Source organism: Pikeienuella piscinae (assembly GCF_011044155.1).
Lineage (GTDB): Bacteria > Pseudomonadota > Alphaproteobacteria > Rhodobacterales > Rhodobacteraceae > Pikeienuella > Pikeienuella piscinae.
Map to the genome: position 1 here is coordinate 831983 of NZ_CP049056.1, position 21027 is coordinate 853009.

Consider the following 21027-nt stretch of genomic DNA (forward strand, 5'->3'; position numbering starts at 1 on the left):
CGCAAGCGACTGTTTTTATTGAAAAAAATAGTTAACAAGTGTGAATTATCGCGTTTCGGCCCCTTGCGGGCGGGCTTCGGGCCCTACCCTTCGATGGCGGAAAACACCGCCACCCGCTCCATCACCACCTTCACGCGGTTGAGAAGGCAGAGGCGGTTGCGGCGGATGATCTGGTTGTCGGCATTGACCTGAACCTTGTCGAAAAACCCGTCGATCGGGGCGCGGAGCCCGGCCATCGCGGTCATGGCGGCGGCAAAATCCTCGGCTTCCAACGCCGGGCGGATCGCCGCGTCTGCGGCGTCGAGGGCTTTGAAAAGCGCCCGCTCCTCATCCGCCTCCGCGAATTTCGGATCGGGATCGAGCGTATATTCCACCCCGTCCTTCTTCTGCTCGGCGGCGAGGATGTTCGCGGCGCGCTTGTAGCCGGCGAGGAGGTTGGCGCCGTCCTCGGTCTCGATGAACGCCTGCAGCGCCTTCACCCGGTTGACCAGAAGGACGAGATCATCCTGGCCGCCAAGCTGGAAACAGGCGTCGATCACGTCATGACGGACGCCTTCGGCGCGGAGGTGGACCTTGAGGCGGTCGGCAAAGAAGGCGAGGAGGTCGATTGAGATTGCATCTTCCTGCGCACCGTTAAACTCTAGCATGTTCCGCAACGAACCGGTCATGAAAGAACCACCAGCGCGCCTCTTTTCAGCTATCACAGCTTCCATTCGGCTTTGATGTACGGCTTCCAAGTGGGACGAAATCAGCGGAACCAAGTTGAAACGCATAGAGCTATTAACGATTGAGCGTATAATTCCCAAAGCTGCACGCCGAAGGGCGAACGGATCTTTGCTTCCTGTGGGCTTCTCGTTCAAGAACCAGTGACAGCTAAGAATGTCGATCTTGTCGGCGAGCGCCACGGCCACCGAAACCGGCTCGGTCGGGACCGCGTCCGACGGCCCGAGCGGCGCGTAGTGCGCCTGGCAGGCGGCGGCGACTTCCGGGGAGTCGCCTGCGGCTTCGGCGTAATAGCGGCCCATAACCCCCTGTAATTCAGGGAATTCATAGACCATTTCCGAGGCGAGGTCGGCCTTGGCGATCCGCGCCGCCCGCTCCGCCTTCTCCGCGTCCGCCCCGACCAGCGGCGCGATTTCGCGCGCCAGCGCGGCGATGCGGTCGATGCGTTCGGCCTGGCTGCCGAGCTTGTTGTGGAAGGTGACATCCGCGAGCGGCTTCGCCATCGCCTCCAGCCCGCCGGCGCGGATGGTCCTGAGGTCGTTCTCCCAGAAGAAGAGCGCATCCGAGAGCCGGGCCGCCAGCACGCGCTGGTTGCCGGCGCGGATGGTCGCGCCGTGATCGGCGGTTTCGATATTGGCGACGGTGATGAATTTCTCGATCCGGCCGGTTTTCGGGTTTCGCACCGAGAAGAACTTCTGGTGCTCCTTCATCGAGGCCTGCAGCACCTCGGGCGGCAGGGTCAGGAAGCGCTCCTCGATCTCGCCCATCAGCACGACCGGGTATTCGACGAGGCCGGCGACCTCAGAGAGCAGGCCCTCATCCTCGACCAACTCCATTCCGGCGGCGAAGGCGGCGTTCGTCGCGTCCGCCATGATCCGCGCCCGACGCGCGGCGGGGTCGAGGACGACCTTCGCCTTCAGGAGCCGCGCGGCGTAATCGTCGAAATCCTTCGGCGCGAAGGCGGCCGGCGCCATGAAGCGGTGGCCCTGCGTTTCGCCGCAAGAGGCGAGATGGTCGATCCTGAAGGGGACGACCGCCGGCCCCTCCTCATCGGCGAGGACGCACATGATCGAGCGGAGCGGGCGCACCCAGGTCAGATCGCCCGACCCCCAGCGCATCGAGCGCGGCCAGGGGAAGGCGCGGATCACTTCGGGGATCGCCTCCGCGATCACATCGGCCGCCGGGCGGCCGGGCCGCTCGATCACCGCGAACCAGGTCTCGCCCTTCTTGTCGGCCCGTTTTTCAAGCTGGTCTTGCGAGAGCCCGGTGGAGCGGAGAAAGCCCTGAAGCGCCTTTTCCGGCGCATCGACGCGCGGGCCCTTCCGTTCCTCGCGCGCCGCCATCGTCATCTTCGGCAGGCCGCTGACGGAGAGGACGAGCCGGCGGGGGGTGGCGAAGCCGGCGGCGGCCTCATAGGTCAGGCCGCGCTCGACCATCGCCTGCGTCACAAGCCGTTTCAGATCCTCCGCCGCGCGCGCCTGCATCCGCGCCGGGATTTCCTCGGAGAAAAGTTCGAGAAGAAGCTCGGCCATCAGTCGGTCTCCGGCGCGCGGCAGCCTTCGGGGGGCGGGTCGCCCGCGAATTCGGCCTTGCCGCATCTGTTGATCTGCCGCCATTGAAAGGCGCGCCCGTCGGGATAGACCGCGATGATCCGGTCGAACCCGTGCGGCTCATTCGACGCCGCGCGCACCGCCGTCGCGGCGCCGGAGGCGAGATCGGCGGTGATCGCCCCGGCGTCGAAACATTCGAACCAGCCCGGCGCGATATGCGGCTCGGCCTCCGGCGCCTCGGGGCCGCTCAGCCCCTCGGCCCGGAAACAGCCGCGCATCTTCAGGGGCGAAGTGTCCGCGTCGATTCCCTGGTAATCTGAGACCGGAACCGCCGCGCCGGCGACCGTCACGCTCGTGACGCCCGTCACCTCGTGATAGTAACCGCGCGTCTGGAACCACCAGAGCGCGGCGCCGAAAACCAGCGCGAAAAGCGCGAGGCCGATGACGATGAACCGCCCGTTCATCAGGCCGCCCGCCCGGCTTCGGTGGTCAGGAACGCATCGGCGCAAAGCCGCGCCAGCGCCCGGACGCGGCCGATATAGGCCTGCCGCTCGGTCACCGATATGACGCCGCGCGCGTCGAGCAGGTTGAAGATGTGCGAGGCCTTGATGCACTGGTCATAGGCCGGGTGCGCCATCGGGATCTCGCGGCCGGTCTTGGGATCGGTCGGCGCGGCCTCGACGATACGGCGGCATTCGGCCTCCGCGTCCTCGAAATGGCGCAGGAGGGTTTCGGTGTCCGCCACGTCGAAATTCCAGCGGCTGTATTCGCGCTCGGTCTGGCGAAAGACGTCGCCATAGGTCAGCGGGATCGGGGCGCCGGGCGCGTTGAACGGCATGTCCATCACATGTTCGGCGCCGAGCACATACATCGCCAGCCGCTCCAGCCCGTAGGTCAGCTCGCCCGAGACCGGGCGGCATTCATGTCCGGCGACCTGCTGGAAATAGGTGAACTGGCTGACCTCCATCCCGTCGCACCAGACCTCCCACCCCAGGCCGGCGGCGCCGAGGGTCGGGCTTTCCCAGTCGTCCTCGACAAAACGGATATCGTGGAGGCCCATGTCGATGCCGATGGCTTCGAGCGAGCCGAGATAGAGATCCTGAAGGTCCGGCGGCGAGGGTTTGATGAGCACCTGAAACTGGTAATAATGCTGGAGCCGGTTGGGGTTGTCGCCATAGCGCCCGTCCGTCGGCCGGCGCGAGGGCTGGACATAGGCCGCCGCCCAGCGGTTCGGCCCGAGCGAGCGCAGCGTCGTCGCCGGGTGAAAGGTGCCCGCCCCCACCTCCATGTCGTAGGGTTGCAGAATGGCGCATCCCTTCGCGGCCCAGTAGGCCTGAAGGCGGAGGATGACCTCCTGAAAACTCTTCGGCTGGTCCGGCATCGTGGCGGTCCTCGGGCGGTCCTCTGGGGCGTGGCGGCGCGCGCCTCTCCTAGCCCCGCCCGCCGGGGCGGTCAACGCGGCGCCGCTGGACAAGCGGGCGGCGCTTCGTTACCGGGACCGAAGATCGAGTAAAATGCTCAGGAAGCCATGGCCCTCGCCGAATCCGCGCCGCGCGTCCGAAGCCGCCCCGACCTCTGGACGCTCGCGGCGCTGGTCATCGCGGGGCTGATCCTCGCGCCCCTCCTCGCGGTCGGCTGGATGGCGTTCTTTCCGACCGAGAACATCTGGCCGCACCTGATCTCCAGCGTGCTGCCGGGCTACGTCCACAACACGGTGGTGCTGATGCTGATCACCGGCGGCGGCGCGGCCGTCATCGGAACGAGCGCCGCATGGCTGGTGGTGATGACGGAGTTTCCGGGGCGGCGCGTCTTCGACTGGGCGCTGCTCGCGCCGCTGGCCGTGCCGGCCTATATCGGCGCCTACGCGCTGGTCGACTTCTTCGAATACGCCGGGCCGGTGCAGGTGATGCTGCGCGGGTTCTTCGGCTGGACCGACGCGCGCGATTACTGGTTCCCGGAAATCCGCACGATCTGGTCGGCCGGGTTCGTGCTGACCCTTTCGCTCTATCCTTACGTCTATCTTCTGGCGCGCGCGGCGTTTCGCGAGCAGTCGGTCTGCGCGCTCGAGGTCGCGCGCTCCCTCGGGTGCGGGCCCTGGACGACGTTCTTCCGCGTCGCGCTCCCCCTCGCCCGGCCGGCCGTCGCCGCCGGCGTCGCGATCGTCGCGATGGAGACGCTGAACGATTTCGGCGCCATCGACTTCTTCGCCGTCAGGACGCTCACCGCCGGGGTCTTCTCGGTCTGGCTCGAAGGTGCGAATTCGGGCGGGGCGGCGCAGATCTCCTGCGTCATCCTTGGTTTCGTGCTCGTCGTTCTCGGGCTGGAGAGCGCCGGCCGACGCGGCAAGCGCTATCACGCGATGTCGCGCCGCTATCGCCCGATCGAGCGGGTCCGGCTGCGGGGCGGGCGCGCGGCGCTGGCGGTTCTCGGTTGCGCGGCGCCGGTCGGGTTCGGTTTCATCCTGCCGATCACGGTGATCGCGTCGCTCGCGCTGCATCACACCGAGGGCTGGCTGGAGCCGGCGTTCTGGGACGCGCTGGCGCGGACCATCTGGCTCGCCGCCACGGCGGCCGCGGTGGCGGTCGGGGCCGGGCTTCTCCTGGTTTTCGGCGCGCGGCGGTCGCGCGGACGCGCGACGAAGCTGATCGCGCGGGCGACGATGATCGGCTACGCGGCGCCCGGGGCGGTGCTGGCGGTCGGCGTCCTCATTCCGCTCGCCGCGCTGGATCGACGGATCCATTACGCGGCGCTCGATCTTTTCGGGGTCGGTCCCGGGCTCCTGCTGACCGGGACGGCGGCGGCGGTGATCTTCGCCTATGTCGTCCGCTTCAACGCCATCGCCTACGGTGCGCTCGACGGCGCTTTCGGGCGCGTGACGCCCTCGATGGACATGGCGGCGCGGACGCTGGGCGAAACGGCGGGCGGGGCGCTGCGCCGGGTGCATCTGCCGATCATTTCCGGCTCGATGATGACGGCGGCGATGCTGATCTTCGTCGACGCGGTGAAGGAATTGCCGGCGACGCTGATCCTCAGGCCGTTCAACTTCTCCACCCTCGCCACGCATGTCTACGATTTCGCCAGCCGCGAGCATCTGGCCGAGGCCGCCCCCGCCGCGCTGGCCATCGTTGTCGTCGGCATGGCCCCGGTCGCGGTGCTGATCCGCGGCCTCGGCGTGCGCCGGCCCGGCGAACAGATGGGGCGCGCGGACTGACCAATTCGGACCCCGGCGCGCGTTGCGCGGACGCGAAAATCCCGCTATCGGATGACGCGCGCCACCCCGAGGCGACAGCCGGCTTAGCTCAGATGGTAGAGCGCGTGATTTGTAATCACGATGTCGGGGGTTCGAGTCCCTCAGCCGGCGCCAACAGGAGCCATGCCGATGGACTGGGAGCCTGCGCTGCGCCTCGCCGTCTTTCTTTCGGTGTTCGCGGCGATGGCGGTCTGGGAATGGCGCGCGCCGCTTCGCCCCACGCCGCGCGGGGCGCGCTGGCGGGCCAATCTCGGCCTGATCACGATCGACACCATCGTTCTGCGCATCCTTTTCCCCGCCGCCGCCGTCGGCGCCGCCATTGACGCCGCGAATCACGGCTGGGGGCTTTTCAACGTCGTCGACGCGCCGGGCTGGCTGGAGGCGGTGCTGGTCATCGTCGTCCTCGATCTGGCGATCTGGGCGCAGCATGTCGCGTTTCACCGCTTCGGATTTCTCTGGCGGTTTCACATGGTCCATCACGCAGACGAGGCGATGGACGTCACTACGGGACTGCGCTTTCATCCCGGCGAGATCGTGATGTCGATGGCGCTGAAGATCGGCCTCGTCTACGCGCTCGGCGCATCTGTCGTCGCGGTGGTGGTCTTCGAGATCGCGCTCAACGCCGCTTCGATGTGGTCGCATTCCAATCTCCGCCTGCCGGCGGGGATCGAGCGGCTGATCCGCTACATCATCGTCACGCCCGACATGCACCGGAGCCATCACTCGACCGACCGGCGCGAGCACGACACGAATTTCGGCTTCCTGCTTTCGGTCTGGGACCGGCTCTTCCGGCTCTACACCGAGGCGCCGCGTCTCGGTCATCAGGACATGGAGATCGGCCTTCCGCCCTGGCGCGACGGGCGGACGGCGCGGCTCAAATGGGCGCTCATGGCGCCGTTCAGGCGCCCCGAATGAATCTCGCCACGATCAGGGAGCGCGCGGCGCGGGACGGGCTCGCGCTTACCGGCTGGCTTCGCCCCGGAAGCGGGGACGGCGCCCCCGCCGGGACGCGCGCGCTTCTTCTGCTCGGTCATGGCGGGCCGGAGATGTGGGCCTGTTTCCGGGCCGCCCCCGAGGCCGGCGATGGGAATCCGCACCCGCTCGACCGCTGGTCGCGCCGGGTGATCGGCGCGCTCGCCGCCGAGATCGGCGCGACGGCGCTTTTTCCCTTCGGCGGGCCGCCCTACCAGCCCTTCATCCGCTGGACCTATGCGGGCGAGCCGATTCACCAGTCGAAGCTCGGCATGGCGGTGCATGAGGAACGCGGCCTCTGGTCCGGCTGGCGCGGGGCGCTGGCGCTTTTCGAGGAGATAGACCTGCCGCCGGTCATCCGCGGCGCGCATCCCTGCGAAGGCTGCGCCGCGCCCTGCCGCGCCGCCTGCCCGGTTTCCGCCTTCACCGACGCCGGCTACGACGTCGCGCGCTGCCGCGCGCATCTCGACAGCGCGGCGGGCGCGCCGTGCCGGGCGCGCGGCTGTCTCGCGCGCCGCGCCTGCCCGGTCGGCGCCCGCTTCGCGCAGAGCGACGAGCAGGGCGCCTTTCATCTTGAAGCCTTCCGGGTCGCATGACGGGCCTTCGACTCATCCTCCTTCGCCATGCGAAATCGGACTGGGCGGCGGGCCTTGACGACCATGACCGGCCGCTCAACCGGCGCGGACGCCTCGCCGCCGCGCTGATGGGGGCCTGGGCGCGCGAAGAGACGTTGATCCCGGCGCTCGCCCTCATCTCCTCCGCGGTTCGAACGCGGGAGACCTGGGCGCGGATGGGGCTGGAAGCGCCGGCGGAAACCCGCCCGGCGCTTTACGAGGCGGAAGCGGAGACGATTCTCGAAGAGATCAACCTGACGGAGGGCGCGGCCTCCCCCCTCCTCGTCCTCGGACACAATCCGGGCATTCACGACGCGGCGAACCGTTTCCTGAGCCACGGCGTGATCGACGCCTTCCCGACCGCCCAGGCCGCCGTGATCGGTTTCGAGGTCGCGACGTGGGAGGAGGTTCGCTTCTCGACCGGGCGCCTCCTGGCTCTGGCGCGGCCTAAAGACCTGGTGTGAAGCCGTCATTCGACGGGCATGGCTTTCGCCCGGATCCCCCATTTTGCGCGAAAAAGACTGAAGCATGATCGCTTCATCTCATCTTCAGCCCCTATGGCGCGTCACGCCGGGTCACCCAGCGCCGCAAGCTCGGTCGACTGGCCGGCCCAGGCGTGGCCGGCGGCCATCAGACAGGTCACGCCATCGGGCCGGGTGAGCAGAATGGTCCAGGTGCCGGTCTCGGCCGACGACCAGAGTTCGACGACGGCCGTTTCGCCGGCGATGCCGACGCCTGCGGCCGACTCGCCGTGTTTCTTCTTGAGCGCGGCGACGATGCTCGTTCGCTCTCCACAGGTCGCCGCGCGCTGCTCTCCGGCGGAAACCGGCGGCGCGATAGCCGCGAGGCCGAAGACAAGAGCGATGGCGATGGTGCGCTTGAACATGGTCGTCTCCTTCGCATGCGCGGAGGCGGATGATCAGAGCGACGCGCGGCCCGCGCTGACCGCTTCGGCGGGACGCGCCCGCCGTTTCGCTTCCTGAGTTCTGATCGGGAATCTGGTGGGCGAGCCCCATGCCGCCAACGGCGAAAATACACACCGCGAAGGAGCGCATCTTTCGGGTGGCGCGGAGCATGGCGGCGAAATAGACCGCCGTCATGACAAGCGCGCCCGGTATTTCAGTCCGCTCATGGGTCGATCTCGGCCTGCTCGCGCTCATCTGGGGCGCGATCTTTCTCTTCGTTGCGCTTGCGCTTCGTGAACTGACGCCGTTCTGGATCGTCTTTCACCGCGTGTTCTGGGCGGCGCTTCTGCTCTGGGGCGTCGTCCTCTGGCGCGGGCTCGCGATTCCGCGCCGCTTCGGAACCTGGGCCGCGTTCGCGGTGATGGGCGCGCTCAACAATGCGATACCCTTCATGCTGATCACCTGGGGGCAGAAATCGGTCGAGAGCGGCCTCGCCTCGATCCTGAACGGCGCGGCGGCCTTTTTCGGCATTCTCGTCGCCGCGCTCCTGCTCCGAGACGAGCGGCTGACAGCGCGCCGCATCGCGGGGGTCCTGACCGGAATCGCCGGCGTCGTCGTGATCGTCGGGCCGGAGGCGCTGACCGGCTTCGACATCCGCGCGCTCGGCCAACTCGCCATCCTCGGCGCGACGCTTTCCTACGCCTTCGCCGGGGTCTGGGGAAAGCTGCGGCTCAACGGGCTCGCGCCCGTCGTCTCCGCCGCCGGGATGCTCAGCGGCTCCAGCGTGATCGCCGGCGCGCTGGCGCTGTTCGTCGAGGGGGCGCCGGTCGTTCCCCAATCCGCCGTCACGGTCGGCGCGCTCGCATACGCCTCGGTGATCGGCACCGCGACGGCCTATATCCTCTATTTCCGGGTTCTCGCGACGGCGGGGTCCGGCAATCTTCTTCTGGTGACGATCTGCATGCCGCCGATCGCGATCGCTCTCGGCGCGCTGGTTCTGGGAGAACGGCTCGCCCCCGGCGCGCTGATCGGCGCCGGGCTTATCGCGCTCGGGCTGCTGATCATCGACGGGCGGGCGCTCGGCGCCCTTCGCCGCCTTGCCGGACAGCGACGCGCGGCGTAAGACCGGGACAAAATCCAGATGGGAGCCCCATGATGGCCTTTCTCGCCGACAATCTCGCCCGTGTGAAACCCTCGCCGACCATCGCCGTCACAACGAAGGCGCGCGAGTTGAAGGCGGCCGGGCGCGACGTCATCGGTCTCGGTTCCGGCGAGCCGGATTTCGACACGCCGGAGAATATCCGCGAAGCGGCGAAGGCGGCGATCGACGCGGGGCATACGCGCTACACCGCGCCGGACGGCATTCCGGAGCTGAAGCAGGCGATCTCCGCCAAGTTCAAGCGCGAGAACGGGCTTGATTACGCGCCCTCGCAGATCACCGTCTCCACCGGCGGCAAGCAGGTGCTCTACAACGCGCTCGTGGCGACGCTGAACCCGGGCGACGAGGTGATCATCCCGGCGCCCTACTGGGTCAGCTACCCGGATATGGTCCTGCTCGCGGGCGGTGAGCCGGTGGCGGTCGAGACCGGGATCGAGGCGAACTTCAAGATCACCGCGGAGCAGCTCGAAGCGGCGATCACCCCGAAGACCAAATGGCTGATCTTCAACTCGCCCTCCAACCCCACCGGGGCCGGCTATTCGGCGGCGGAGCTGAAGGCGCTGACCGATGTGCTGATGAAGCACGATCATGTCTGGGTGCTGACCGACGACATGTATGAGCATCTCGCCTATCCGCCGTTCAAGTTCGCGACCGTGGCGGAGGTCGAGCCGAAGCTTTACGACCGGACATTGACCGTGAACGGCGTTTCGAAGGCCTATGCGATGACCGGCTGGCGGATCGGCTACGCCGGAGGGCCGCAGCACCTGATCAAGGCGATGGGCACGGTCCAGTCGCAGTCCACCTCCAACCCCTGTTCGGTCAGCCAGTGGGCGGCGGTCGAAGCGCTGAACGGGCCGCAGGATTACATCCCGTGGTCGCTGGAGCATTTCCAGCGTCGGCGCGATCTCGTCGTCTCGATGCTGAATCAGGCGAGCGGCATCCAGTGCCCGTCGCCCGAGGGCGCGTTCTACGTCTATCCTTCGATCAAGGGCTGCATCGGCAAGACCGCGCCAAGCGGCAAGCGGATCGAGACGGATGAGGATTTCGCCACCGAGCTTCTGAAAGCCGAGGGCGTCGCGGTGGTTTTCGGCGGGGCGTTCGGCGTCTCGCCCTGTTTCCGCATCTCCTACGCCACCTCGGACGAGGTGCTGGAGGAAGCCTGTCGGCGCATCCAGCGGTTCTGCGGCGCGCTGGCTTGATCGGACTCGCCGAAGAAAAGACCGCGCTCCGGCGCGAGATATCGGCGCGCCGGAAAGCGGCGCATGAAGCGCGCGATCGCCGCGACCCGGCGGCGAACGCCCGTCTTCTGGCGCTGATCGGTGACGCGGCCGGCCGTGTCGTCGCCGGCTACCGGCCGATCCGCAGCGAAATCGATCCGACGGCGGCGATGACGGCACTGCATGAGGCCGGCGCGCGCGTCGCCGCGCCGGTGATAGCGGAGACGGCGACGCCGCTCCGGTTCCGCGAATGGACGCCCTGCGCGGCGATGACCGAAGGGCCGTTCGGCGCGATGATCCCTGAATCCGGCGACTGGCTGGAGCCTGAAATCCTTGTCGTTCCCCTTCTCGGGTGGGACCGGGCCGGCGGCCGCCTCGGCTATGGCGGCGGCTTTTACGACCGCACGCTCGCCGCGCTTCGCGCCGGAAAGGGCGCGCGGGCCATCGGCTTCGCCTACGCCGCGCAGGAAATCGCGGCGGCGCCGGCGGGCCCTTTCGACCAGCGCCTCGATGCAGTTGTGACCGAAAATGAAGTAGTGAGAATAACGATATGAATCTCCTCTTTCTTGGCGATGTCGTTGGCCGTGCCGGGCGGGACGCGGTGATCGCCGCCCTGCCCGGGCTGCGCGCCCGACTGAAGCTCGATTTCGTCGTCGTCAACGCCGAGAACAGCGCCGCCGGTTTCGGCCTCACCTCGAAGATCGCCAACGAGATTTTCGAAGCCGGCGCGGATTGCGTGACGCTCGGCGACCACGCTTTCGATCAGAAGGAGATGCTGGCCCATATCGACACGGAGCCGCGGATCCTCCGGCCGCTGAACTACGCGAATTCAGCGCCCGGCGGCGGCGCCCGGCTTTTCAACGCGCCGCGCGGCAAACGCGTCCTCGTCGCGGTCGCGCTTGGCCGAATCTTCATGGCGAAGCCGTTCGGCGACCCGTTCTCGGCCATCGAGGCGGCGCTGAAGAAACATCCGCTCGGCGCCGGCGCCGACGCCGTGATCGTCGAGATCCACGCCGAGGCGACGTCGGAGAAGACGGCTGTCGGGCATTATTTCGACGGCAAGGCCTCTCTGATCGTCGGCACCCACACGCATGTGCCGACCGCGGACGCGATGATCCTGCCGAAAGGCGCCGCCTATCAGACCGACGCCGGCATGTGCGGCGATTATGATGGCGTGATCGGAATGGACAAGGCCGAGCCGCTCAGAAGGTTCGTCACCGGAATGTCCGGCGGGCGCTTCGTCCCCGGCGAGGGCGAGGGCGGACTTTCCGGCGTATTCGTCGAGACCGGCCCGGACGGGCGCGCAAGGCGCGTCTCGCCGCTTCGTCTCGGCGGACGGTTGCCGGAGCTTGTTCCCGAGGTTTATTGAACCCGGCGCTTTCGCGCGGGGCCATTCCGTTCTATTCTGAACCGACGAGCCGCTCGGAGCGCCCCGTTTTGCCATTTCTCTCGCCAGAAGTGCTGCCGGCCGCCCTCACCGTCGCTGTGATCGCCGGCATGTTCGCGCTCTTCGTGACGGAGTTCTATCCACCGGAGACCGTCGCCATCGGCGGCGCCGGCCTGCTGCTCGCGACCGGCGTCCTCAGCCTCGACGATCTTCTCGTCGCGATCGCCAGCCCGGCCCCGCTGGCCATCGCGGCGATGTTCATCATCTCCGGCGCGCTGGTCAGAACCGGGGCGCTCGGCGCGGTCACCGAGAGGATCACCCGCAGGGCGGAGACTCATCCCGTCAGGACGCTCCTGGCGCTCGGCGTCTTCATCATCTTCGCATCGGCCTTCATGAACAACACGCCGGTCGTGCTGATCTTCATTCCCATCGTCGCTCAGCTTGCGGCCAGAATCGGCCTTGCGCCCTCCAAGCTGATGATCCCGCTTTCATATTGCGCGATACTGGGCGGCGTCTGCACGCTCATCGGCACCTCGACCAATCTGTTGGTGGACGGCGTCGCGCAGGCGCAGGGGCTCGCGCCCTTCTCGCTTTTCGAGGTGACGCCGGTCGCCATCGTGCTGGCGCTCGCCGGGCTCGGCTTCATGGCCGTCGCGGCGCCGCGGCTTCTGCCGGAGCGGACCGCGATGGCGGGGTTCCTCTCCAAGAAGCGCAGCCCGAAATTCATCACCCAGGTCGCGGTGACGGAAAATTCGCCGCTGATCGGCGAGAAGCCGCTCACCTTCGATCTTTTCCAGCGCGAGGGGATGCGGGTCATCGACGTGCTGCGGGGCGACGCCTCGCTCCGGCGCGATTTCCCTTCGGTGACGTTCGAGGCCGGCGATGTGGTCGTCATCCGTTGCGGGATGGACGAGTTGCTGACGCTCCGCGAGAATCGCCGCATCGTCATGGTGGACGAAATCGCCAGCGCCGAGAGCGTGACGGTCGAGGCGCTGATCGGGCCGGACTGCACCATGGTCGGGCGCACGCTGGGCCGGCTCCGGCTCAGGCGGCGCTACGGCGTCTATCCACTGGCGGTGCATCGCCGCTCGGAGCGCGTGCGTCAGAAGCTGGACGATGTCGATGTCCGCATCGGCGATACGCTGTTGCTGGAAGGCGCGCCGGAGGATATCCGCCGCCTCGCCGAGGACGTTAATCTCGTCGATCTCAACGAACCTTCCGGCCGCTCCTATCGCCGCGTCCTCGCTCCGGTCGTCCTGGCGACGCTGGCCGGCGTCGTGGGCGCTTCCGCCTTCGGGGTGATCCCGATCGCCGCCGCGGCGACGATTGGCGTCGCCGTCGTTCTGCTGACGCGCTGCATCGACGCCGACGAGGCCTTCGCGGTGATCGACGGGCGGTTGCTCGTCCTCATCTTCGCGATGCTCGCCGTCGGCCGGGCGCTACAAACCTCCGGCGCGGCGGTGATGGCGGCGGAGGCGATCGCCCCTTTCCTCTCGACCATGCCGCCCTGGCTCGCGCTCTGGTGCGTCTTTCTCTTCGCCGCCGCGCTGACGGAGATCGTCACCAACGCGGCCGTCGCCGTGGTGGTCACGCCGGTGGCGATCTCCCTTGCGGTGCAGATCGGCGTCGAACCGCGCCCCTTCGTCGTCGCGGTGATGCTCGCCGCCTCGCTCAGCTTCGCGACGCCGATCGGCTATCAGACCAACACCATGGTCTACGGACCGGGCGGCTATCGCTTCACCGACTTCATGCGCCTCGGCGTTCCGATGAATCTCGGCCTCGGCCTGCTCACCTCGTTCCTCATCCCGCTTTTCTGGCCGTTGTGAGGGGCCTGGTGCGCGTTTGAGGAGGTGAAGCCCCCGGCGTCCACGTCGTGATTCATGAAGTGGCGGCGCCCAGATGCGGGACGAACGCCGATGCCCCGACACCGGGCGTTCGCATGTCGATCGCGTCGCGCCTCGCATCGTGAGGCGGCGTCCGCATCGCGCACGCGTTCGCGCTGCAAGGCGCTTCACCCGGAACGCAAAGCGCATTATAAGGCCGCCCGAGATCAGACAAACTGAGGGATTCATGGCCGGCCATTCGAAATGGGCGAATATCCAGCATCGCAAAGGGCGCCAGGACGCGGCGCGCTCCAAGCTCTTCTCCAAGCTGGCGAAGGAGATCACCGTCGCCGCCAAGATGGGCGATCCGGACCCTGACAAGAACCCCCGCCTTCGCCTCGCGGTGAAGGAGGCGAAGAGCCAATCGGTGCCGAAGGACGTGATCGACCGCGCGATCAAGAAGTCCCAGGGCGGCGACGCCGAAAACTACGACGAGATCCGCTACGAGGGCTACGGGCCGGGCGGCGTCGCGGTGATCGTCGAGGCGATGACCGATAATCGCAACCGCACCGCGTCCAATGTCCGTTCGATCTTCACCAAGAACGGCGGCAACCTCGCGGAGACCGGCGCGGTCAGCTTCATGTTCGACCGCAAGGGTCAGATCCTCTACCCGGCTGCCGCAGGCGACGAGGACAAGGTGATGGAGGCCGCGATCGAAGCCGGGGCCGAGGATGTCGAAAGCGGCGCGGACGGGCATGTCATCTTCACCGACGCCGCCGATCTCGCCGACGTCTCCGGTGCGCTGGAGGCCGCGCTCGGCGAGGCCGAATCGGTGAAGCTGATCTGGAAGCCGCAGACCCTGACCGAGATCGACGAGGACGTCGGCGGAACGCTCTTCAAGCTGATCTACGCGCTCGAGGACGATGACGACGTCCAGACCGTGACGGCGAATTTCGACGTCTCGGACGAAGTGATGGAGAAGCTCGCGGGCTGATCCCGCTGTACGCGCCGCCGACGACGACCAGAAGGAAAGCGCCGATGGCCAGCGCGAAAGAGATCATCAGAACGCTCCACCTTGCGCCGCATCCCGAGGGCGGCTGGTATCGCGAAACGTGGCGCGCGCCCGCCCCGGCCGGGCGGCGGTCCGCCGGGACGGCGATCTACTATCTTCTCGAAGCGCATCAATACTCGCACTGGCACCGTGTGGACGCGGCGGAGATCTGGCTCTGGCACATGGGCGCGCCGCTGGCGCTGACGGTCTCCGCGGACGGCCATGATGCGGAGGCGACGCTGCTCGGTCCCGAACTGACGCAGGGTCAGCGTCAGCAGGTGGTGGTTCCGGCCGACACATGGCAGACGGCGGCCTCTCTCGGGCGGTTCACGCTCGTCTCCTGCGTCGTGACGCCGGGGTTCGAGTTTTCGGGGTTCGAGCTGGCGCCGGCCGACTGGCGCCCCCAGCCACGACCGAGCGAGGCCTGAGCGTGGACGAGTCGCGCCTTTATCTCGTCACGCCGCCGCTTTCCGACGGGGCCGCTTTCGCGCCGGCGCTCGAATCGGCGCTGAGCGCCGCGCCGGTCGCCTGCCTGCGCCTGCGGATCGCCGCCGATGACGAGGCGCTCATCCGCCGCGTCGCCGATCCCCTGCGGGAAATCTGCCACAGCCATGACGTCGCCATCGTCGTCACGGACCATTTCCGCATGGTCCGCGCGCTCGGCCTCGACGGTGTCCATCTCGCCAATCCGCGCCTCAACCTTCGCGAGGTGCGAAAGACGCTCGGCGCGGACGCGATCGTCGGCGGTTTCGCCGGGTGCTCGCGCCATCAGGGCATGATGCTGGCGGAAGCCGGGGCCGATTACGTCGCGTTCGGCCCGGTCGCGCACAGCGAACTCGGAGATGGCCAGGTCGCCGATGAGAACCTTTTCGCCTGGTGGTCGGAGATGATCACGACGCCGGTAGTGGCTGAGGGCGGCATGAACATTGAGCGCGCCGCCATCTTCGCCGCGCACGCGGATTTCATCGCCGTCGAGAGCGCCGTCTGGGATCATGCGGAGGGCGCCGCGGCGGGGGTCCGCGCGTTTTCAGCCCTGCTCGATACGGTTTGAGAAGAAGGCGCTTCTGACCGCCTGTTCGCAATGCTGGGTCAACGCCTTGCGGTCCGGCCAGTCGGCGGCCCGCACCGCGTCGTGAAAGACGATCTCCGCCACCCCGCCGCGCGAACGCATCGCCACCTGCCAGACGTGGCTCTCGAATTTCATAGAGCCCCACCAGCCGTAGAAATTCACCGGCAGCGAGAGCCGGGGCGCCGGCCGGTAGATCAGGCTGACCGGCTGCACCAGCGCGTTCTCGTGCACGCCCTCGGTGAAAAGCACCGACATCAGAGCGCTCTTGAAGGGCAGCACGCGCAGGCCGTCGGTGCTCGTCCCCTCGGGGAAGATGCAGAGCAACTCGTCCGCCAGCATACGCTGCTGGAGTTCAGCCTGCTGCCGCTTCGCCGCGGTGCGCCGGCGCTCGATGAACACCGTCTCGCAGAGCGCCGCGACGGCGCCCACGCCGGGCCAGTCCCGCACCTCCGCCTTGGAGACGAAATTGATCCGCGTCGTCGAGCGCAGCGCGAGAATGTCGATCCACGAGGCGTGGTTGGCGACAAGCACGCCGCCCCTGCGGATCGGCTTTCCCCGAACCACCGGCCGCATGCCGAAGATCGTGAGCATCGCCCGCGACCAGACCCGCGCCGCGAGATACTGGAACGTCACCCACGGCCCGAGGAGCGATTTCAGACCCTTGCCGATGACGAAGACCAGAAGCAGGACACCGGTGACGAGAAGCGCGGCGGCGATTCTGATTCCGCCTCTCAGCTTCTGGATGACGGTCGGCGCCGGCAGGGCGGGCGGCTCCGCCTCTTTCCATGTCGGCGTCTCCATCGATGTTTCAGCCGAGAATTCGATCGGTCGCGCCGCGGGAGGCGCGCTGATAGAACTCGCGGTAGCGGTCGACCATACGCGAGGTGTCCATCAGCAGGCAGACATCCACGGTGTTGAAGGCATGGTCGACATAGGCCCCCTCGCCGACCGACCCGCCGAGCCGGATATAGGCCTTGATCAGCGGCGGAATCTGCCGCATCGCCTCCGCCCGCACCACCTGATCGGCGGGGATCAGGTCCATCGGCACGAAAAACTCCTCGCGCGTCCGGACGCGCAGATCCTCCGGCGCAAGGTGATTGTGGTGGAGATAGGCCAGCGGCATCGCGAGTTTCGTCGGATCGCTGCCGTGAAAACTGGCGACGCCGAACATGATTTCAATCGAATGCTCGGCGACATAGCGGCCCAGCCCGGTCCAGAGCAGATGCATCGCCGCGCCGCCCCGGTGAGCGATATCGACGCAGGAGCGGCCGAGCTCCACGGTGCCGCGCGGATATTCCTTGATCTTGGTCAGATCGTATTCGGATTCGCCGTAAAACCCGCATCCCTGCTTCGCCACGTCCCCCCGCAGCAGGCGGTAGACCCCGGCGACCCCGTCCAGCGGATCGGCGGGCTTCGCATGGTTGTCGATGAGCAGGAGATGGTCGAAATAGGGATCGAACGCATCGCGTTCGCGCCGCAACGCGCGGTCGTCGGGCGACGGAGTCGCGCCCATCTCCTCCACGAACACCCGATAACGCAGGCGCTGCGCGGCGGCGACATCTTCGTCGCTTTCCGCCAGCCTGACGGTGAACCGGCCTGCGTCTATCCGCAACGTGCGCTCCTGCATTCACCGGGGGCGCTCACCCCCGGCTTGTCGGCGCGGACATTAGGTGAGGGCCGGGGACGACGCAACTCGGGGCGCACGGGGGCGCCGATCCGCCGCATTAACCCACCCGGGCGCGCTCTTCGGTTAGGCTCCACGCGACGAAGACAGGCGCTACCCCCAATCCGGAGCGACTAGCTCCAGATCGGCCGCGCCGCCAGTAAGGACGAGTTTGCCCGCATGTTCGAAATTGATCGTGATCCGCCCGCCGATATTCGACTGAACCTGGCCCAGCCCCCAGTCGGGTCTGGCCCTGCTGCGCACGATCGCGCCGGGTTCGTAGGGCGCGGTCATCGGCGTCGGTCCTCCGAAGGGGCGCGGGCCTGATGGACGATTTGCAACTTTCCAGCCTCGTCTCGTCCCGCATCTGCCATGACCTCATAAGCCCAGTGGGCGCGATCGGCAACGGTCTGGATCTCGTGCGCACCGCCGGCGGCGGCGAGGAGGAGATGAACCTGATCGCCGATTGCGCGGAGGCGGCGGCGGCCGCGCTCCGCTTTCTCCGCACCGCCTTCGGCGCCCGCGACCCGGCGGAATCGATCTCCGTCGAGGAGCTTGCGGCCGCCGCGGAAGGCCATCTCGCGCGCCGAAAGATCCGGCTCGACTGGGGCGACGCGCGGGGAACGATGCGTTTTCGCGCCGCGCGGCCGCTCCTCCTCCTCGCCCTTGTCGGGGCGGGCGCCCTGCCGCGCGGCGGGCTGATGAGGCTCAGCGTCGCAGAGGCGGAGCCGCTCGCAATCGAATGGCGGCTCTCCGGCGGGCCGGTGAAGCTCCAGGACCGCGCGCGCGCGCTTCTCCGCCAGCGCCCGGACCCGGCGGAGACGGCGCCGGGCGACGTGCATTTCCTGCTTCTCTGGCTGGCGGCGGAGGGATCGGGCGCCCGTCCCTACTTCCGTGAGGACGGCGCCGTGGGCGTCGCGTAACCCTCCGATCGCCGGGCCGGTCGACGTCAGTCCAGCAGCCGGCCCACCGCGTCGCGCCAGCCGGCGTAGCGCGCCGCGCGTTCCGCCACGTCCATCTGCGGCTCGAATCGGCGTTCCAGCGCCCAATCCTTGGCGAACTCTTCCGGCGCGGGGCAGAGTCCGGCCCGAAGTCCGGCGAGATAGGCGGCGCCGAGCGCGGTCGTCTCGGTCACGACGGGCCGGTCCACGGGCGCGCCGAGCTGGTCCGCGAGGGCCTGCATGGTCCAGTCGCTGGCGGTCATGCCGCCATCGACGCGCAGAACCGTGTCGCCATCGGCGGACCAGTCGCCTTTCATCGCTTCCAGCAGATCCTGGGTCTGGAACGCCACGCTTTCGAGCGCGGCGCGGGCGAACTCCGCCGGGCCGGTGTTCCTCGTGATGCCGAAGATCGCGCCCCGCACGTCCGGCGCCCACCAGGGCGCGCCGAGGCCGGTGAAGGCCGGCACCATGTAAAGCCGCTGATCGGGGTCGGCCCGCATCGCGAGCGTCTGGGTCTCGCCCGCTTCGCGAATCATCTTCAGCCCGTCGCGGAGCCACTGCACAACCGCCCCGGCGATGAAGATCGAGCCCTCGAGCGCGTAGGTCGGCTCTCCGTCGAGCTGATAGGCGATGGTCGTCAGTAACCGGTTGGAGGAGGCCACCGCCTCCGCCCCGGTGTTCAGAAGCGCGAAACACCCCGTGCCATAGGTGGATTTCATCATGCCGGGCATGAAACACGCCTGCCCCACCGTCGCAGCTTGCTGGTCGCCCGCGACGCCGCGGATCGGAATCGCGCGACCGAACAGGTCGGGCCGCGTCTCGCCGAAATCGCCGGCGCTGTCCTTCACCTCCGGCAACATCCCGGCCGGGATGTTCAGGAGCTTCAGAAGGTCGTCGTCCCAGCGCCCCTCGCGGATATTGTAGAGCATGGTGCGCGCGGCGTTGGTCGCGTCGGTCGCGTGGACCCTACCGCCCGTGAGGCGCCAGATCAGATAGGTGTCGACGGTGCCGAAAAGCAGTTCGCCGGCTTCGGCCGCCGCGCGCGCGCCTTCGACGTTCTCGAGCACCCAGCCGAGCTTGGTTCCGGAGAAATAGGGGTCGAGCAGCAGCCCGGTCTTCGCGGTCACCATCGCCTCGTGCCCGTCGCCTTTCAGGCGCGCGCAGAGCGCCGCCGTCCGCCGGTCCTGCCAGACGATGGCGTTGTGAACCGCTCTCCCGGTCTTACGGTTCCAGACGATGGTCGTTTCACGCTGGTTGGTGATGCCGATGGCGGCGACATCCCCCGGCGCGGCGCCGCCCCGCTCCAGCGCCGAGCGGCACATCGCGGCGGTGGTGGACCAGATTTCCTCCGGGTCATGTTCGACCCAGCCGGAATGCGGGAAGAACTGCCGGAACTCCTGCTGGCCGGCGGCGACCGGCTTCAAGGCGGAATCGAACAGGATCGCGCGGGACGATGTGGTGCCCTGGTCGATGGCGAGGATACGGTCGGGCATTTCAGACCTTCCAGAATACGAACGCCGCCCAGAGGGCGCAGATCGCGAGTGCGCCATAAAGCGGCGTTCCCATCAACCCGAGCCACGCGAGAAAGATATAGGCCGCGCCGAGAAGCGAGATGAAAAGCCGGTCGCCCCGCGTCGTCCGCAAGCCGAAAACCCCGTCGCGCGGCGCCCCGCCGGGATTGCGGATCTCCAGCAGCCCCATCAGCGCGATGGAGGCGAAGATCAGGATGAAGAAGAACGCCGTCGCATTGGTCCAGGCCATCCAGAAACCGGGCGCGATGGCGTCGGTGAAGGACCAGGGCTTCTCCGCCTCCTTGCCGACATCGCCCCAGCCGGCCTTCTGTGCGGCGGCGGGCGCGGCGAAAAGCATGAGCGCTATGGCGAGACGCATCGGACGCTCCCCTCAGACCCGGCCGAGGGCGAAGCCCTTGGCGATGTAGTTGCGGACGAAATAGATCACCACCGCGCCCGGAATGATGGTGAGGCACCCTGCCGCCGCCAGCAATCCCAGCTCATACCCGGCGGAGGATGCGGTCCGTGTCATCGTCGCCGCGATCGGCTTCGCCTCCACCGCCGTGAGGGTCTTGGCGAGCAAGAGTTCGACCCATGAGAACATGAAGCAGAAGAAGGCGGCGACCCCGACCCCGGCGGCGATGTTCGGCAGGAAGATCTTCGTGAAGAAACGCGGGAAGGAATAGCCGTCGACATAGGCGGTCTCGTCCAGCTCCTTCGGCACGCCGGACATGAACCCCTCCAGAATCCAGACCGCGAGCGGGATGTTGAAAAGGCAATGCGCGAGCGCGACGGCGATATGCGTATCGAACAGGCCGACCGCCGAATAGAGCTGGAAGAACGGCAACGCGAAAACCGCCGGCGGGGCCATGCGGTTGGTGAGCAGCCAGAAGAAGAGATGCTTGTCGCCGAGAAAGCGATAGCGCGAGAACGCATAGGCCGCAGGCAGTGCGGCGGTGACTGAAATCACCGTGTTCAAGGAGACATAGATGATCGAGTTGAAGTAACCCCAATACCAGGTCGGATCGGTGAAGATCACCCGGTAATTCTCCAGCGTCCAGACCGAAGGCAGGAACGAGAACCCGGCGAGGATCTCGTTCGTCGTCTTGAAGCTCATCGACAGCAGCCAGTAGATCGGCAGCATGAGGAAGAGGATGTAGAGGATGGGAACGATCGCTCGGGGTTTCATCGC

General features: G+C 67.6%; 23 protein-coding genes and 1 tRNA gene. 14 read left to right on the top strand and 10 right to left on the bottom strand.

Annotated features, from left to right (window positions below; translation table 11 throughout):
• Positions 1-83 precede the first annotated feature (83 nt).
• From glyS to G5B40_RS03965, 3 genes are read right to left on the bottom strand one after another with little or no spacing between them, the layout of a single operon-like run.
• Positions 84-2255, bottom strand: a complete 2172-nt coding sequence (gene glyS, locus G5B40_RS03955; protein WP_165095282.1) for a glycine--tRNA ligase subunit beta — start codon at positions 2253-2255, stop codon at positions 84-86.
• Positions 2255-2737 carry a DUF6446 family protein gene (locus tag G5B40_RS03960; RefSeq protein WP_165095284.1) on the bottom strand — a complete coding sequence of 161 codons (483 nt, stop codon included), beginning with the start codon at positions 2735-2737 and terminating at the stop codon, positions 2255-2257. Before G5B40_RS03960 ends, glyS begins: the two co-directional genes overlap by 1 nt.
• On the bottom strand, positions 2737-3654 hold the full coding sequence (locus tag G5B40_RS03965) for a glycine--tRNA ligase subunit alpha (RefSeq protein WP_165095287.1): 918 nt from the start codon (positions 3652-3654) through the stop codon (positions 2737-2739). The genes G5B40_RS03960 and G5B40_RS03965 overlap by 1 nt, the downstream gene beginning before the upstream one ends.
• A gap of 147 nt (positions 3655-3801) precedes the next feature.
• On the opposite strand from G5B40_RS03965, the gene G5B40_RS03970 reads away from it, so the two are divergent.
• From G5B40_RS03970 to G5B40_RS03990, 5 genes are all read left to right on the top strand, one after another.
• On the top strand, positions 3802-5484 hold the full coding sequence (locus G5B40_RS03970; protein ID WP_165095290.1) for an ABC transporter permease: 1683 nt from the start codon (positions 3802-3804) through the stop codon (positions 5482-5484).
• 77 nt (positions 5485-5561) lie between these two features.
• Positions 5562-5637: transfer RNA gene (locus G5B40_RS03975), tRNA-Thr, on the top strand.
• A 15-nt stretch (positions 5638-5652) separates the two neighbouring features.
• Entirely contained in the window at positions 5653-6438 is a 786-nt protein-coding gene (locus G5B40_RS03980; protein WP_165095293.1) for a sterol desaturase family protein, read from the top strand.
• The gene (locus tag G5B40_RS03985; RefSeq protein ID WP_165095295.1) at positions 6435-7091 is read left to right on the top strand and encodes a ferredoxin; all 657 of its coding nucleotides are present in this window, start codon (positions 6435-6437) and stop codon (positions 7089-7091) included. Before G5B40_RS03980 ends, G5B40_RS03985 begins: the two co-directional genes overlap by 4 nt.
• Positions 7088-7573, top strand: a complete 486-nt coding sequence (locus tag G5B40_RS03990; protein WP_165095298.1) for a SixA phosphatase family protein — start codon at positions 7088-7090, stop codon at positions 7571-7573. Before G5B40_RS03985 ends, G5B40_RS03990 begins: the two co-directional genes overlap by 4 nt.
• 101 nt (positions 7574-7674) lie before the next feature.
• Here G5B40_RS03990 and G5B40_RS03995 read toward each other — a convergent pair whose 3' ends face one another.
• Entirely contained in the window at positions 7675-7995 is a 321-nt protein-coding gene (locus G5B40_RS03995; protein WP_165095301.1) for a hypothetical protein, read from the bottom strand.
• A gap of 212 nt (positions 7996-8207) precedes the next feature.
• On the opposite strand from G5B40_RS03995, the gene G5B40_RS04000 reads away from it, so the two are divergent.
• From G5B40_RS04000 to G5B40_RS04035, 8 genes are all read left to right on the top strand, one after another.
• Positions 8208-9137, top strand: coding sequence for a DMT family transporter (locus G5B40_RS04000; protein ID WP_165095304.1), 930 nt, complete (start codon positions 8208-8210; stop codon positions 9135-9137).
• Between the two features lie 32 nt (positions 9138-9169).
• Complete coding sequence (locus G5B40_RS04005) at positions 9170-10372, top strand: pyridoxal phosphate-dependent aminotransferase (protein ID WP_165095307.1); 1203 nt, start codon at positions 9170-9172, stop codon at positions 10370-10372.
• The gene (locus tag G5B40_RS04010; RefSeq protein WP_165095310.1) at positions 10369-10944 is read left to right on the top strand and encodes a 5-formyltetrahydrofolate cyclo-ligase; all 576 of its coding nucleotides are present in this window, start codon (positions 10369-10371) and stop codon (positions 10942-10944) included. Before G5B40_RS04005 ends, G5B40_RS04010 begins: the two co-directional genes overlap by 4 nt.
• Positions 10941-11759: a TIGR00282 family metallophosphoesterase gene (locus tag G5B40_RS04015; RefSeq protein ID WP_165095313.1), complete on the top strand. Its 819-nt coding sequence runs from the start codon at positions 10941-10943 to the stop codon at positions 11757-11759. Before G5B40_RS04010 ends, G5B40_RS04015 begins: the two co-directional genes overlap by 4 nt.
• 68 nt (positions 11760-11827) lie before the next feature.
• On the top strand, positions 11828-13603 hold the full coding sequence (locus G5B40_RS04020) for an SLC13 family permease (protein WP_343040627.1): 1776 nt from the start codon (positions 11828-11830) through the stop codon (positions 13601-13603).
• A 244-nt stretch (positions 13604-13847) separates the two neighbouring features.
• A complete protein-coding gene (locus tag G5B40_RS04025) occupies positions 13848-14594 on the top strand; it encodes a YebC/PmpR family DNA-binding transcriptional regulator (RefSeq protein ID WP_165095315.1) in 747 nt (248 codons plus the stop codon).
• A 44-nt stretch (positions 14595-14638) separates the two neighbouring features.
• On the top strand, positions 14639-15079 hold the full coding sequence (locus G5B40_RS04030; protein ID WP_165095318.1) for a cupin domain-containing protein: 441 nt from the start codon (positions 14639-14641) through the stop codon (positions 15077-15079).
• Positions 15080-15081: 2 nt separating this feature from the next.
• Positions 15082-15702, top strand: coding sequence for a thiamine phosphate synthase (locus tag G5B40_RS04035; protein ID WP_179961573.1), 621 nt, complete (start codon positions 15082-15084; stop codon positions 15700-15702).
• Here G5B40_RS04035 and G5B40_RS04040 read toward each other — a convergent pair.
• The 3 genes from G5B40_RS04040 to G5B40_RS04050 all read right to left on the bottom strand — a co-directional run bounded on the left by G5B40_RS04040 (position 15679) and on the right by G5B40_RS04050 (position 17677).
• Positions 15679-16521: a lysophospholipid acyltransferase family protein gene (locus G5B40_RS04040; RefSeq protein WP_165095324.1), complete on the bottom strand. Its 843-nt coding sequence runs from the start codon at positions 16519-16521 to the stop codon at positions 15679-15681. The two genes, G5B40_RS04035 and G5B40_RS04040, sit on opposite strands and share 24 nt — an antisense overlap.
• A 7-nt stretch (positions 16522-16528) precedes the next feature.
• The gene (olsB, locus tag G5B40_RS04045) at positions 16529-17332 is read right to left on the bottom strand and encodes an L-ornithine N(alpha)-acyltransferase (protein WP_246209701.1); all 804 of its coding nucleotides are present in this window, start codon (positions 17330-17332) and stop codon (positions 16529-16531) included.
• A gap of 165 nt (positions 17333-17497) precedes the next feature.
• Positions 17498-17677, bottom strand: coding sequence for a DUF3553 domain-containing protein (locus tag G5B40_RS04050; protein ID WP_165095330.1), 180 nt, complete (start codon positions 17675-17677; stop codon positions 17498-17500).
• Positions 17678-17709: 32 nt separating this feature from the next.
• On the opposite strand from G5B40_RS04050, the gene G5B40_RS04055 reads away from it, so the two are divergent.
• Entirely contained in the window at positions 17710-18306 is a 597-nt protein-coding gene (locus G5B40_RS04055; protein ID WP_165095333.1) for a histidine phosphotransferase family protein, read from the top strand.
• A 26-nt stretch (positions 18307-18332) separates the two neighbouring features.
• Here the strand turns inward: G5B40_RS04055 and glpK are convergent, their stop codons facing one another.
• From glpK to G5B40_RS04070, 3 genes are read right to left on the bottom strand one after another with little or no spacing between them, the layout of a single operon-like run.
• Positions 18333-19817 carry a glycerol kinase GlpK gene (glpK, locus tag G5B40_RS04060; protein ID WP_165095336.1) on the bottom strand — a complete coding sequence of 495 codons (1485 nt, stop codon included), beginning with the start codon at positions 19815-19817 and terminating at the stop codon, positions 18333-18335.
• A 1-nt stretch (position 19818) separates the two neighbouring features.
• On the bottom strand, positions 19819-20214 hold the full coding sequence (locus G5B40_RS04065) for a DUF2160 domain-containing protein (protein WP_165095339.1): 396 nt from the start codon (positions 20212-20214) through the stop codon (positions 19819-19821).
• A gap of 12 nt (positions 20215-20226) precedes the next feature.
• Complete coding sequence (locus tag G5B40_RS04070; RefSeq protein WP_165095341.1) at positions 20227-21024, bottom strand: carbohydrate ABC transporter permease; 798 nt, start codon at positions 21022-21024, stop codon at positions 20227-20229.
• Positions 21025-21027: the final 3 nt, after the last annotated feature.